The sequence below is a fragment of the Stenotrophomonas sp. 1278 genome (assembly GCF_029892765.1).
Classification (GTDB): domain Bacteria; phylum Pseudomonadota; class Gammaproteobacteria; order Xanthomonadales; family Xanthomonadaceae; genus Stenotrophomonas; species Stenotrophomonas indicatrix.
The window spans coordinates 102688-116054 of the sequence record NZ_JARXWD010000013.1 but is presented as its reverse complement, the minus strand read 5'-3'; the positions used below and the strand labels follow the sequence as shown (position 1 = coordinate 116054).

12 protein-coding genes are annotated in these 13367 nt (G+C 66.0%); 6 read left to right on the top strand and 6 right to left on the bottom strand.

Features of this window, described 5'->3' with window-relative positions; translation table 11 throughout:
- The first annotated feature begins 573 nt into the window (after positions 1 to 573).
- Both gcvT and gcvH read left to right on the top strand, forming a co-directional pair.
- Positions 574 to 1686, top strand: a complete 1113-nt coding sequence (gene gcvT / locus M2299_RS13030) for a glycine cleavage system aminomethyltransferase GcvT (RefSeq protein WP_025877786.1) — start codon at positions 574 to 576, stop codon at positions 1684 to 1686.
- A 94-nt stretch (positions 1687 to 1780) separates the two neighbouring features.
- A complete protein-coding gene (gene gcvH / locus M2299_RS13025) occupies positions 1781 to 2176 on the top strand; it encodes a glycine cleavage system protein GcvH (RefSeq protein ID WP_025877788.1) in 396 nt (131 codons plus the stop codon).
- 283 nt (positions 2177 to 2459) lie between these two features.
- On the opposite strand, the gene M2299_RS13020 is transcribed toward gcvH, so the two are convergent.
- Positions 2460 to 2840 carry a hypothetical protein gene (locus M2299_RS13020; RefSeq protein ID WP_280884487.1) on the bottom strand — a complete coding sequence of 127 codons (381 nt, stop codon included), beginning with the start codon at positions 2838 to 2840 and terminating at the stop codon, positions 2460 to 2462.
- Positions 2841 to 2952: 112 nt separating this feature from the next.
- Between M2299_RS13020 and M2299_RS13015 the strand changes: the two genes are divergently transcribed.
- The gene (locus tag M2299_RS13015) at positions 2953 to 3480 is read left to right on the top strand and encodes a hypothetical protein (RefSeq protein WP_025877789.1); all 528 of its coding nucleotides are present in this window, start codon (positions 2953 to 2955) and stop codon (positions 3478 to 3480) included.
- A 63-nt stretch (positions 3481 to 3543) separates the two neighbouring features.
- On the opposite strand, the gene M2299_RS13010 is transcribed toward M2299_RS13015, so the two are convergent.
- Positions 3544 to 4464: a LysR substrate-binding domain-containing protein gene (locus M2299_RS13010; protein ID WP_280884486.1), complete on the bottom strand. Its 921-nt coding sequence runs from the start codon at positions 4462 to 4464 to the stop codon at positions 3544 to 3546.
- Positions 4465 to 4575: 111 nt separating this feature from the next.
- Here M2299_RS13010 and M2299_RS13005 point away from each other — a divergent pair, with 111 nt between their 5' ends.
- Complete coding sequence (locus tag M2299_RS13005) at positions 4576 to 5334, top strand: SDR family oxidoreductase (RefSeq protein ID WP_280884485.1); 759 nt, start codon at positions 4576 to 4578, stop codon at positions 5332 to 5334.
- A 108-nt stretch (positions 5335 to 5442) separates the two neighbouring features.
- On the opposite strand, the gene M2299_RS13000 is transcribed toward M2299_RS13005, so the two are convergent.
- On the bottom strand, positions 5443 to 6843 hold the full coding sequence (locus M2299_RS13000; protein WP_280884484.1) for a serine hydrolase domain-containing protein: 1401 nt from the start codon (positions 6841 to 6843) through the stop codon (positions 5443 to 5445).
- Positions 6844 to 7130: 287 nt separating this feature from the next.
- On the opposite strand from M2299_RS13000, the gene M2299_RS12995 reads away from it, so the two are divergent.
- Both M2299_RS12995 and M2299_RS12990 read left to right on the top strand, forming a co-directional pair.
- Positions 7131 to 8459, top strand: coding sequence for an MFS transporter (locus tag M2299_RS12995; protein WP_099843351.1), 1329 nt, complete (start codon positions 7131 to 7133; stop codon positions 8457 to 8459).
- 76 nt (positions 8460 to 8535) lie between these two features.
- Positions 8536 to 8886, top strand: coding sequence for a DUF1304 domain-containing protein (locus M2299_RS12990; RefSeq protein ID WP_033831781.1), 351 nt, complete (start codon positions 8536 to 8538; stop codon positions 8884 to 8886).
- 503 nt (positions 8887 to 9389) lie between these two features.
- Here M2299_RS12990 and M2299_RS12985 read toward each other — a convergent pair.
- The 3 genes from M2299_RS12985 to M2299_RS12975 all read right to left on the bottom strand — a co-directional run bounded on the left by M2299_RS12985 (position 9390) and on the right by M2299_RS12975 (position 13321).
- Positions 9390 to 9857: a hotdog fold domain-containing protein gene (locus M2299_RS12985; protein ID WP_025877801.1), complete on the bottom strand. Its 468-nt coding sequence runs from the start codon at positions 9855 to 9857 to the stop codon at positions 9390 to 9392.
- 72 nt (positions 9858 to 9929) lie between these two features.
- A complete protein-coding gene (locus M2299_RS12980; protein WP_025877803.1) occupies positions 9930 to 12407 on the bottom strand; it encodes an acyl-CoA dehydrogenase in 2478 nt (825 codons plus the stop codon).
- Positions 12404 to 13321 carry an alpha/beta hydrolase gene (locus tag M2299_RS12975; protein ID WP_280884483.1) on the bottom strand — a complete coding sequence of 306 codons (918 nt, stop codon included), beginning with the start codon at positions 13319 to 13321 and terminating at the stop codon, positions 12404 to 12406. Before M2299_RS12975 ends, M2299_RS12980 begins: the two co-directional genes overlap by 4 nt.
- Positions 13322 to 13367: the final 46 nt, after the last annotated feature.

Genomic DNA, 13367 nt, shown 5'->3' with positions numbered 1-13367 from the left:
CGGGCGGGTGGGCTGTGCAGGGGGCGCCGCAAGTACGTCCTTGTAGGCTTGGCCGCGGCATCCATGCCGCGGACACCCCTGCCCAGTCCACCCGCCCGACCCCCGACAGTTTCCGTGCGCGTCCAGACCACGGAAAAGAAATCAAAAGCGGGAAGCAAACGCCGGTCGCTGCGCTCTGTGTGCCCGGGGGCGGATCCCTTTCCGCAGGAAAGGCTCCGACCCTTCTCTCCATATATGTATCGACATCCACAACCGCTCTTGCCTTCCGTCCCGTCACCGGGAACTCCGGAAGGGAGGGGCAGCGTGGGCGCGCGGGGGTGTCCGCCGCATGGATGCGGCGGCCAAGCCCCCAGGGATGGGTTTACGGCGTCCCCCGCGTGCCCACGCTGCTCCGACCAAGCCGAGAGAACCCAGAGCCGACGCGCTTCGGCTTTGCGCTTTGCGCCCTGGCTTGTAGAAAGCGCCCGCCGGCCGCAGGCCGGCCAACATCCCCCCGCTGCGCTGCGGCGCGACCTGCGGCCGACCGATCTGGGATAATGCGCGTTCTTGTTTCCTCTGCTGCCGGACCCGGTCATGACCCAGAAGACGCTGCTCAACGATACCCACCGCGCCCTTGGCGCCAAGATGGTCGATTTCGGGGGTTGGGACATGCCCATCCACTACGGCTCGCAGCTGGACGAGCACCATCTGGTGCGTCGTGAGTCGGGCGTGTTCGACGTCAGCCACATGACCGTGGTCGACCTGCGCGGCGACCAGGTCAAGCCGTTCCTGCGCCGCCTGCTGGCCAACTCGGTCGACAAGCTCAAGGCCACCGGCAAGGCGTTGTACTCGTGCATGCTGAATCCGCAGGGCGGCGTCATCGACGACCTGATCGTCTATTACCTGGGCGAGGACTTCTTCCGCATGGTGGTCAACGCCTCCACCCGCGAGAAGGATCTGGCGTGGCTGCGCGAGCAGGCTGCGCCGTTCAACGTCTCGGTCGAACAGCGTCCAGACCTGGCGATCCTCGCCGTGCAGGGGCCGCAGGCGCGCGACATCGTCATCGGCCTGGCCCGCGAAGCCGACCGTGAGTCGCTGGGCAAGCTCGGCCGTTTCGCCGCGCTGCAGGTGCAGTCCGACGACGGCGTTGAACTGTTCGTCGCCCGCACCGGCTACACCGGCGAAGACGGTTTCGAGATCCTGCTGCCGCAGGATGCCGTGGTCGCGTTCTGGAACCGCCTGCTTGCTGCCGGCGTGAAGCCGGCCGGTCTTGGCGCGCGCGATACCCTGCGCCTGGAAGCCGGCATGAATCTGTACGGACAGGACATGGACGAAGCAATCAGCCCCTACGAAGCGGCGCTGGCCTGGACGGTGTCGCTGGACGAGGGCCGCGACTTCATCGGCCGCGACGTGCTGGAGGCGCAGAAGGCGGCTGGCAACGCACGTCAGATGATCGGCCTTGTGATGGATGAGAAGGGCGTGCTGCGCCATGGCCAGGCGGTCACCACTGCCGGCGGCCAGGGCGAGATCCTGTCCGGCACCTTCTCGCCGACCCTGGCCAAGGGCATCGCATTCGCGCGCGTGCCGGCCGGTGAACTCGGTCAGGTCACCGTCGACATCCGCGGCCGTCAGGTGCCGGTGCGGGTGGTCAAGTTCCCGTTCGTGCGCGAAGGCCAGGCCCAGCCCGGCGTGCTTGGCGACGCCTGATCCAAACATGCCGGTCGTCACTGCCAGCAGTGGCGGCCGGTTGGTTACACTAGCCCCGTTTTTTCCACCCCCTGCATATCTCTGGAGCAGTCCCATGAGCGAGATCCCCGGCGACCTCAAGTTCCTCAAGTCCCATGAGTGGGCCCGTGTCGAAGGCAATGGCCGCGTGACCGTCGGTATTTCCGACCACGCCCAGGGCCTGCTGGGTGACCTGGTCTACGTCGAGCTGCCCGAAGTCGGCGCGACCGCCAAGGCCAACGAGCAGATCGCGGTCGTCGAGTCGGTGAAGGCCGCCTCCGACGTCTACAGCCCGATCAGCGGCACCATCGTCGAGGTCAACTCGGCACTGGCCGACAAGCCGGAAACCATCAACGAAGACGCCTACGGCGATGGCTGGATGTTCGTCGTCGAAGTGTCCAACAGCGACGAGCTCAACGAGCTGCTGGACCCGGACGCGTACGCCGAAGGCCTGGAAGACGAAGAGCACTGAGTCGTCGTTTCCCCGGTACGAAAACGGCCACCCTCGGGTGGCCGTTTTCGTTTTGGGGGAGGCTTCGAACTTATGCCGGCCGGTTCGCCGCATGCCATCGCCATGGCATCAGTCGGTGTTGAGCGCGGGCAAAAGGCGTGCGCAGTTTTGCGCAAATCCGCGTTTCCACCCCCGCGGCGGCGCGCCCGGATGTGAAAAGTTTTTGGCCTTGTTGCAGGTCCGTTGTGCTGGCGTTGGCGCGTGCGTTGCCATGCATGGCCGCGCCGCCGCGTAGTGTTCCGCTTCAGGCCCCTACATGACGCAGAGTGCTTATTTCAAGTGTTTTTTCTTCGCTGTTCGTGCGCAGTCGATGGCAGCGACGATGCGCGATGCAGTGTTTGCCGGCGCTCGCGGAGGAACATCGGCAGGCGCGGGAAGGGCTTCCGGGACGCGGCGGATGTGAAAATTTTTCGCGGGGGTTGTTGACAGTAAAAAAAACCGTGATTAGGTTTCGCCTCAGCAGACCTTGCCTGCCAAACCGAGTGCGCAGAATCAATCGTCCGATGCGAAGCAGCCCCTCGAAGACCACCGCGATCCTGACGACGGTGGAGATGGCCCCGCTTCCCCTCGAGAAATGCAAGGCAACCCCTGTTCCGATGCCTGCTCCGCCGATCGTGGCGGGCATCACCGCATCCGTAACGGCGCGCCCGACGCGCCGGCGGTCCCCGCACGCAGCATGGGCGGGTTTGATCCACCTGGGCGTTTCAACTCCCTATCACTGACGAGGAGCCATCACCATGGCAACCAAGAAAGCTGCGAAGAAAAAGCCCGCCGCCAAGAAAGCGGTGAAGAAGGTCGCCAAGAAGGCCGCTGCCAAGAAGGCAGTGAAGAAGGTCGCGAAGAAGGCGACTGCCAAGAAGGCAGTGAAGAAGGCTGCCAAGAAGGTCGCCAAGAAGGCCACGGCGAAGAAGACAGTGAAGAAGGCGGCCAAGAAGGTAGCCAAGAAGTCCGCTGCCAAGAAGGCCGTAAAGAAGACCGCGAAGAAGGCCGTCAAGAAGGTAGCCAAGAAGGCCACCAAGAAGACTGCCAAGAAAGCCGCCAAGAAGACCACTGCCCGCAAGCCGGCCAAGAAGGTCGCCAAGAAGGCAGTGAAGAAGGCGACAAAGAAGACCGCCAAGAAGGCAGTGAAGAAGACTGCGAAGAAGGCGACCAAGAAGGCTGCCCCGAAGAAGGCTGCCAAGAAGGTTGCCAAGCGCAAGCCGGCCGCCCGCAAGAAGAAGGCCGCTCCGGTGGCCCTTCCGGCAACTCCGGCACCGCTGATCTAAGTACTTCCCGATAGCCGTACCCTGAGACCCCTTCCCCGACTGCCCAGCGGGGAGGGGGTTTTTTTATGGGCTGCCTGCGCCTGGCCAGCTGCGTTCACCCGCTGCGTCGCAGGGAAACCGCTCGACCAGGAAATCCACGAAGCTGCGCAGCCGGGTCGAGTGATAACGGTCGTGCGGATAGACCACGTGCATGGGCCGACCGCGCCGGCCATGTTCCGGCAGCAACGGGACCAGGCCACCCGCATCGATGTCCGCTGCCAGCAGCAGGCTCGACTGCAGGATGATGCCCAGGCCCTGCAGCGCGGCCAGTCGCAACGCTTCGCCGTTGTTGATCTGCAACCGTCCCGAAGGCGGCGCTGGCAATGCCACTTCGTTGCCCAGCCAGTGCGACAGCGCAGCCGGATCCAGCGACAGGCATTGATGCTGCTGCAGCTCCTGCGCGTTGTGCGGCGTGCCATGCCGTGCGAGATAGGCCGGTGATGCACACAGGGTCAGCCGGTAGGGGCTGAGCGGGCGCGCCACCAGATGCGTGGCGTCGGCAAGCGTGCCGATGCGGATGGCGGCCTCGAATCCCTCATCGGCCAGTTCGACCACGCGATCGGTCAGGACCAGTTCGACACTGACCTCGGGGTAGCGGTCCATGTAGGTCGACAGTGCCGGCACCAGCGCATGGGTGCCGAAGATCACCGGTGCACTGATCCGCAGCGTGCCCGCCGGTGCCAGATGGTGGTGCTGGGCCTGCGCATCGGTTTCCTCCACCAGGCGCAGGATCTCTTTGCAGCGGCCGTAGTAGGCCTCACCGAAAGCGGTCATGTGCTGCCGACGGGTCGTGCGGTTCAACAGCTGCATGCCCAGCCGTTCTTCCAGGGCGCGCAGGTGCTTGCCGGCCATCGTCGCGGAGATGGCCAGTGCCGATGCCGCGGCACTGAGGCTGCCCTTTTCCACGGCCAGCACATAGACCTGCATGCTCTCCAACAGGTTCATCTGACACCCCGGGTTCTGAATGTTGAAACCTCGCCGGAGTTTATCAATCGAGGGTGTTCAAAGAGCATGTCCGCACGGCCAGATGGGCCGGAGAACCTGGCAGGGCAACACATGAAACTGGATCTTGAAGGACGTACCGCGCTGGTCACCGGCGCAGGCAGTGGCATCGGCGCAGGTGTTGCGCGGGTACTGGCGAGGCAGGGTGTGCGCGTGGCGATCACCGCGCGGCGGCAGGCGCCGTTGCAATCGGTGGCGGCCGCAATCGAGGCGGCGGGTGGACCGGTACCCGTCGTGTTGGTGGGCGATCTGACCGACGCTGACGATGTGCAGCGCATCGCCAGCGCTTCGCTGCAGGCGCTGCAGCACGTGGACATCCTGGTCAACGCGGCTGGTGGTGCACGGATGGCCGGGGTGGCCGCAGCAGACGAGGTGTGGGACGAGGCGATGGCACTGAACTTCTCGGCGGCACGACGGCTGACGCAGGCGTTGCTGCCGTCGATGCGGGCCAATGGCTGGGGGCGTGTGATCAACCTCAGCGGGTCGATGGAGCCGCGTGCGGTGAATGCCGCGAGCCCGGCGAAGGCGGCGCTGCATCTGTGGAGCAAGGGGCTGTCCTGCGATGTGGCGGGCGAGGGCATCACCATCAACTCGATCGCGCCGGGGCGGATCAACAGCGCGCAGATCCTGGATCGGCTGCATCCCACGGAAGAGAGCCGGCGTGAGTTCATCGCCCGCAACATCCCGATGGGGCGTTTCGGCGAACCAGAGGAGGTCGCGCACCTGGTTGCGTTCCTGGCGTCGCCGTTGGCGGGGTACATCACCGGGGCGGTGATTCCGGTGGATGGCGGAATGCACTACTTCGCCCACTAACCTCCGGCACGAACGGCAAGGGCTTGGCGTCACGTGGAAGACGCGCAAGCGCATACGAAAAAGGGCGACCCGAGGGCCGCCCTTCTGCTTAACGTCGAGCTCGCCAGCTCAGCGCGGCGAGGCCACCGCGCGGTTGCCCGAGGCACCCTTGCCCTTGCGCTTGTCCTGCTGTGCCGGGGTGGCGCCCTCGGCCATCAGGTTGTCGCTGCCGAAGTCGGTGTCCACGTCCAGCCAACGCTGCGACGGCAGGCCGAGGGCTGCGTCGAGCACGGTCGGCAGCAGGCCGCTGGGCAGGCCGCTTTCGCCGTTCCACATGATGGCGATGCCGAGGTCGCGCTCGGGCACCAGTGCAACAAGGCCGCGGTAGCCCTGCACCGCGCCGGCATGGAACACGACATCGTGACCGGCGTAGTCGAAGGTGCGCCAGCCCAGCGCGTAGCCGGCCGAGTGCAGGCGTTCGCGGCGCCAGCCCGAACGCATCTCGCCCGGTGTGTTGATCAGGCTGGAGTGCAGCGTGGCCAGCAGCGGCGCCGGCAGCACGTCCGGACGGTGGCCGGTATGGGCCAGCAACCACTGCGCCATGTCACTGGCGCTGGCGTTGACGCCGGCAGCAGGGGCGACGCGGTAATAGGTCGGCTTCGGCGTCAGCGATACCCAGCCATTGCGGCTGCGCACGTGCGGGCGCGCCCAGCGCGAGCTGGCCTGGATGCCGGCCAGGCCGAGGCTGGCATCGTTCATGCCCAGCGGCTTGAAGATGCGGCGTTCGACCGACTGCTCGTAGAAGCTGCCGGAGGCCGCATACACGACGTCGCCGATCAGGCTGAAGGCCACGTTCTGGTAGGCGTAGCAGTCGCCCGGCAGGCACTTCAGGCTGGTGTTGGCCAGCTTCTGGGTCAGCGCGTAGTACTCGGCATTGCCTTCGATGTCGCGGTCATAGGCGTTGTACGGCAGGCCGACGCGGTGGCTGAGTACATCGGCCACGGTCAGGCGGTCGGTGGCCTCCGGCGAGTTCAGGCGGAAGCCCGGCACGTAGTCGGTGACCTTGCTGTCCCAGCGCAGGGTGCCATCGTTGACCAGCAGGCCAGCCATGGTGCCGGCGAAGGCCTTGGACAGCGACGCCAGGCGGAACACGGTGTGGGCATCGACCGGCAACGGGTTGTTGACGTCGGTGACACCGTAGCCGCGCGCGCTGAGCACGCGGCCGCCCTGCACGATGGCCACTGCCATGCCCGGCACGCGCTCGCCATAGGTGAGCTGCTGCGCCATCGATTCGATGTTGGCGACGTTGAAACCGGCAGCCGGCAACTGCACCTGCGGCACCAGCCCGGTGCGGTAGGCCGCAGGCCGGGTGTGAGCGACGGCGCCACCGGCGGCGGTTTCGATGTTGGTCGGCATCGGCGGCAACGCCGGCGGGGTCTGCGCGGTGGTGGACAAGGCAAGGGGCATCAACATGCCCAGCAAACCGGTGGCCGCCGAACGGATCGGACGACGCAGGCTGTTCTTTTTCATCGGTTGGAACCCGTGCGCGACTGCTGGGGATGATTCTAGCGCCGCTTTTCGCCTGTGCACAAACAAAGCGAAGATGAATGCGCATCTCGTTGAAAAAGTTGGATTTTTGACGCCAGAAAAGCGTGTATCACAAGGTGTCCGCCGGCCCAGTCCGTGACACTGCGTTGCAGCCATCGGCGCCGCCTGCGCTGGCGATGTTGCAGTGCATTGGATAACGTACGCGCTTCACTGCCCCCGGAGCCTGCCATGCCGCTGTCCAACCGCCGTTTGCGGGCGAGGGGAGCCGCGTGAGCGCGGCGCGGGAGAGCGGGGCACTGAAGGGCCTGCTGGCCGCGCTGCGCGAGTCGCCGGCGCTGTGGTGGTCGTTCCTGTACTTCTTCTGCCTGCTCAGCGGCTACTACGTGCTGCGGCCGGTACGTGAGGCGATGGCCGCTTCGGCCGACCTGGAGACGGTGTTCCCGGCGGCGTTGATCGCCTGGTTCGCCAGCCATGGCATCGCCCTGAAGGACTTCGTCCTGCAGTTCCTGTTCTCCTGCGTGTTCGTGATCATGCTGGTGCTGCAGCCGGTCTATGGCTGGCTGGTCAGCCGCTTCCCGCGGCGGGTGTTCCTGCCGGCGGTATACGGCTTCTTCATCGCCACCCTGCTGGGCTTCTACGCACTGTTCGACAGCGGCGTACCCGGGCGAGGCATGGCGTTCTTCTTCTGGATCACCGTGTTCAACCTGTTTGCGGTCGCGGTGTTCTGGAGCTTCATGGCCGATGTGTTCTCCAATGCGCAGGCGCGGGCCTACTACGGCTACATCGGTGCGGCCGGCACTGTTGGCGCCTTCCTCGGCCCGATCATCACCAGTGCGCTGGTGCAGCGGGTGGGCATCGCCAACCTGATGCTGGTTTCGGCCGGCTTCCTGGTCGTATGCCTGTTGTGCATCTGGCGCCTGCGCCACTGGGCGGTGCTGCGCGAGCGTGAGCAGCAGTTGGTGTCGGGTGAGCAGCCGATGGGCGGCAGCGTGCTCGATGGCCTGAAGCTGATCGTGCGCGAGCCCCTGCTGCGCTGGCTGGCGATCATGGTGGTGTTCGGCGTGGGTGTCGGCACCTTGCTGTACAACCAGCAGGCCAGCATCGTACGTGCCTCGTTCAACGATGCAGGCGCTGCCACCGCCTTCTTCTCGCGCATCGACCTGGCGGTGAACGCGCTGGCGCTGTTGATGCAGCTCGGGCTGACCCGCTGGTTGCTGTCGCGCCACGGCATCGCCCCGGCGTTGCTGATTCCCGGTTTTGCGATCCTGATCGGCTTCTCGGTGCTGGCCGCATCGCCGATGCCGCTGATGGTGGCGGTGGTGCAGGTGATGACCCGCGCCAGCGAGTTCGCCCTGGCCAAGCCGGCCCGCGAAACCATCTACACCCGCGTGGACCGGCAGTGGCGCTACAAGGCCGGCGCAGCGATCGACACGGTGGTGTACCGCGGCGCCGACCTGACCTTCGCCTGGCTGCACAAGGGGCTGTCGCTGTTCGGTTCGCACGTGGTGTTCGTCGGTGGCGTGGTCGTCGCCGGCTTGATGACCCTGGCGGCGTTCGGTGTGCTGCGCGAAGAGAAGAAGCTGCCGCGCGACCGTTGATTTTCCGGGGTCGGATCCCTTTCCCACAGGGTAAGGGATCCGACCCCATTCTCCATCCCTGTCCAAGGAACTGCCCATGTACTGGATCGCGCTCGCCCTGACCCTGCTGGTCGCTCTGCTGCACGTTTATTTCCTGGTGCTGGAGATGTTCCTGTGGACCCGGCCGCTGGGCCTGAAGACGTTCCGCAATTCACCGGAGAAGGCGGAGACCACGCGCGTGCTGGCGGCCAACCAGGGCCTGTACAACGGCTTCCTGGCGGCGGGCATCGTGGTGGGGCTGGTGCTGGCGCAGCCGGTGCTGGTGACGTTCTCGCTGGTGTGCGTGGTGGTGGCGGGGTGCTATGGCGCCTACAGCGTGAGCCGACGCATCTTCATGATCCAGGCGGTGCCGGCGATCCTGGCGTTGGTGTTTCGCGCACTGGCGTGATTTCCGGCCAACGGCACAGCCCCTCGTGGGTTGGTCGCGTAGAGCAGTTCATGTGTTTGGTGGGACGGGTGGGCCGTGCAGGGGACGCTGCAAGTACGTCCTTGTAAGCTCGATGGCGCCATCCATGGCGCCAACGCCCCTGCACGGCCCACCCGCCCGACCCCTGACAGGTTCCGTGCGCGGCCAGCCCACGAAGAAGAAAAGAAGATCAAGAGCAACAGCGGGTCGCTGCGTTCGTGGGTTCTGCGCGCATGAAAAAAGCGGCCACCGGGCCGCTTTTGTTTTTGCTTTTGCTCTTCTTTTTCTCTTGCGTGGGTGGACGCCGCAGCGATCTGTCAGAGGCCGGAGGGATGGGATGCGCAGGGGCGTAAGCGCCATGGATGGCGCGCCCGAGCCTACAGGGACGTATTCACGGCGTCCCCTGGGCATCCCACCCCTCCGGCCCAACCGATGAACCGCTTTTCAGCATCCACCCACGAGGGGCTGCGCCGTTCGCGGCAACATCACTTCGCCGGCGACACCCACATGTCGATGACCGCGCTGAACACCTCCGTCCCCGCGCGGTCGCGCACACTCACCGTCACCGGCAACGCATAGCCTTCGGTCGCCACCACGATCGGCTGCGCCGGCAATGCCGTCGCCTGCAGCGTGCCGCGCGCCTTGGCCAGGTACTGCACCTGCATGCCCTTCGGGATCCAGCGCATGCCCTTGGGCAGCGACGCATCGACCATCAGCCCGGCGGTCAGTTCGGCCAGGTTGCACATTGCGATCGCGTGCACCGTGCCGATGTGGTTGCGCACCTTGCGGCGGTCGGCCAGCGTGCCCTCGCAGCGGCCGTTCTCCAGGCGCGTGATGCGCGGGGCGATGCTGGCGAAATAGGGCGCCTTGAAGCACACCGCGCGCGAGAACAGCCAGGTGCCGGCAGGCCAGCGCTGCAGGCGGTGATAGAGCGAAAGCAGGGGCGTGGACATGGCGGTTTCCGGTCGGCGGACAAAGCGACGGCGGGCCAGGCCCGCCGTCGAGGCAACGCGTGTCGCGGGCGATCAGGCCGCCTGCGAGTGCGGGTCCTTGTTCTGGCGGTCGTAGTAGCTGGCCGCACGCAGTTCGTGGGTGTCGAAGTCATCCACGGTGATGGTGTCCAGGGTCAGCGTACGCAGCTCTTCCAGCAGGCTGCGCTCGTCCTGGGTGATCACGCCTTCGGCCACGGCCTCGTCGAGCTGGCTGTTGAAGTCCAGCGCCTCGATGCCCTTGCTCTTCAGCGCCTTCAGGAACTTGCGCTCCACCGGCTCGGCCATGATCGCCTTGCTCAGGTAGCTGTTGATGCGGCCACCCGGGTTGTTCTCGCACGGGGTCAGGAACACGCCGCTGGCGAGGCGGTCGCGGGCTTCGTTCGGGGCCATCAGCAGCGCAGCCACGCGACGGCTCAGGCGGTCGCCCGGGGCCTCGGCACGACGGCCCAGCGGGAAGATCAGTGCCCACATCAACCAGCCGATCGGACGGATCGGGAAGTTGCGCAGGGCAGCCGACAGCGATTCCTCGATCTTGTGCACGCTGTCATGGAAGGCCCAGGCCAGCAGCGGCTGGTCCGCCTGCGGCGCGCCTTCGTCGTGGTAACGCTTGAGCATGGCGCTGGTCATGTAGACATGGCTCAGCACGTCGCCCAGGCGGCCGGACAGCGATTCCTTGAACTTCAGCTTGCCGCCGAGCGTCATCATCGAGATGTCGGCCATCAGCGCCAGGTTGGCCGAGTAACGGTCCAGCTTGCGGAAGTAGCGGCGGGTGTAGGCGTCGCCCGGGGCAGCGCCGAAGCGTGCGCCGGTCAGGCCGAACCAGAACGAACGAACGGCGTTGGAGATGCCGTAGCGGATGTGGCCGAACAGGCTGCGGTCGAAGTCCTGCAGGCCCGCACGGGTGTCGGGGTCCTGCGCGGCCTTCATTTCCTTCAGCACCCACGGGTGGCAGAGGATCGCACCCTGGCCGAAGATCAGCAGGCTGCGGGTCATGATGTTGGCGCCTTCCACCGTGATGGCGATCGGCGCGGCCTGCCAGCTGCGGCCGGCGAAGTTGCGCGGCCCCAGGATGATGCCCTTGCCGCCGATCACGTCCATCATGTCCGAGATGACTTCGCGGCTCATGTTGGTGCAGTGGTACTTGGCGATCGCCGACGGCACCGACGGCACGTCACCGCGGTCCACAGCAGCGGCGGTGGCCTGCGACAGCGCGCTGATCTTGTACGCCTTGCCACCGATGCGGGCCAGCGCTTCTTCCACGCCTTCGAAGCGGCCGACCGACAGGCCGAACTGCTTGCGGATGCGCGCATAGGCGCCGGTGACTGCGGCACCGGCCTTGGCACCGCCGCTGGCGGTGGAAGGCAGGGTGATCGAACGACCCACGGCCAGGCACTCGTTGAGCATGTTCCAGCCCTTGCCGGCCATCGCAGCGCCACCGATCAGCTGGGTCAGCGGAATGAACACGTCCTTGCCGCGGATCGGGCCGTTCTGGAACGTCGAGTTCAGCGGGAAGTGGCGACGGCCGATCTCGACGCCGGCGGTCTCGCGCGGCAGCAGGCCCAGGGTGATGCCGATGTCGCGGGTCTGGCCGATCAGGCCATCCGGATCGTACATGCGGAAGGCCAGGCCGATCAGCGAGGCGACCGGCGCCAGGGTGATGTAGCGCTTGTCGAAGGTCAGCTTGACGCCGAGCACCTGCTCGCCGTTCCACTCGCCCTTGCAGACGATGCCATAGTCGGGAATCGAGGTCGCGTCGGAGCCGGCGAACGGACCGGTCAGGCCGAAGCAGGGCACTTCACGGCCATCGGCCAGACGCGGCAGGTACTGGTCCTTCTGTTCCTGGGTGCCGTAATGCACCAGCAGTTCACCCGGGCCCAGCGAGTTGGGCACGCCGACGGTGGAACTGACCACCGAAGACACCGAGGCCAGCTTCTGGATCACCTTGTGGTGGGCCAGCGCGGAGAAGCCCAGGCCGCCGTATTCCTTCGGAATGATCATGCCGAAGAACTTGTTCTTCTTGATGAAGGCCCACAGTTCCGGCGGCAGGTCGGCATGGACGTGGGTGATTTCCCAGTCGTTGACCATCGTGCACAGCTGTTCGACCGGGCCATCGAGGAAGGCCTGTTCTTCAGCGGTCAGCTGCGGCTTGGGGTAGTTCAGCAGGATGTTCCAGTCCGGATCACCGGTGAACAGTTCGCCTTCGAAGCCGACCGAGCCGGTTTCCAGGGCGATGCGCTCGGTCTGCGACAGCGGCGGCAGCACCTTGCGGAACACCTTCATCATCGGGCCGGTCAGCAGCGGCTTGCGGATGAACGGCAGCAGCAGCGGCACGACGATCACGGCCAGTATCGCGGCAGCGACGATCGTGGCGGTCTGGTTGACGTAGGGGATGAACCAGCAGGCCACCAGCAGGGCCACGCTGATCAGCGTCCAGGTCAGCAGGCGCATGCGGTGGTAGGCGACGAACGCGCCTGCCAGCAGCAGGGCGAGGAAGGGAATGACGAGGCTCATGAGCGTGCTCCGGTGACGTGCTCGTTTATGGCGGACGAAGCTGCAGCATCCGCTGCGGGCAACACGTCCAGATAGTCCAACACAGTAGCGGTAAAGGCGTCGTTGTCATCACCGGCGACCATGTGCGTGGCCTGCGGCAACTGTACGTGGCGTGCGTGTGGCGCCAATGCCAGGAATTCGGCCACCGTCTGCGGGGTGACCAGATCGCTGCGGCCACCGCTGACCAGCAGCAGGGGGCACTTCACCTGGCGCGCGGCTTCGGCCAGTGCGTCCTGGTGCTGCTCGCTGTCACGTGCCAGTTCGGCCACCAGGCGCGGGTCCCAGTGCCAGCGCCAGCGACCGTGGCCATCTTCGCGCAGCAGCGCGCGCAGTGAGTCTTCGGACTTGCGCGGGCGATGCGGCGCATAGGCCGAAATCACATCGGCAGCCTGCGACAGCGAGGCGAATCCTTCCGGATGCGCGGTCATGAAGGCGAGGATGCGCTCGACGCCAGCGGTATCCCAGCGCGGGGTGATATCCACCAGCACCATGGCCGAGAACAGGCCTGGCCAGCGCGATTCGGCCAGCAGGCCGAACAGGCCACCCATCGAGGCGGCCACCAGCACCGGCGGTCGCGGCTGTTCGCCGGCCAGCACGATCAGGTCATCGGCGAACTGCTCACCGTGGTACGCCAGATCGGCCGCATTCCAGTCGGAATCGCCGTGCCCCCGGGCGTCGTAAGCCAGGGTCTGCAGGCCGGCAGCCGACAATGCCTTGGCCGTAGTCGTCCAGGCATGGCGGGTCTGGCCAAATCCATGCGCGAACAATACGCGCCCGCGACGGCCGGAGGTGCTGGCGGTTGCCGCCAGCGAGGCACCGTGGGCCGCCTCCAGGCGCAGGTCATGGAATGCAGCGGGAGTAGGGGACGTAACCATACTCGCTAGTATGGATGGGTTCGGCAGGATGTCAATACTGCACGGT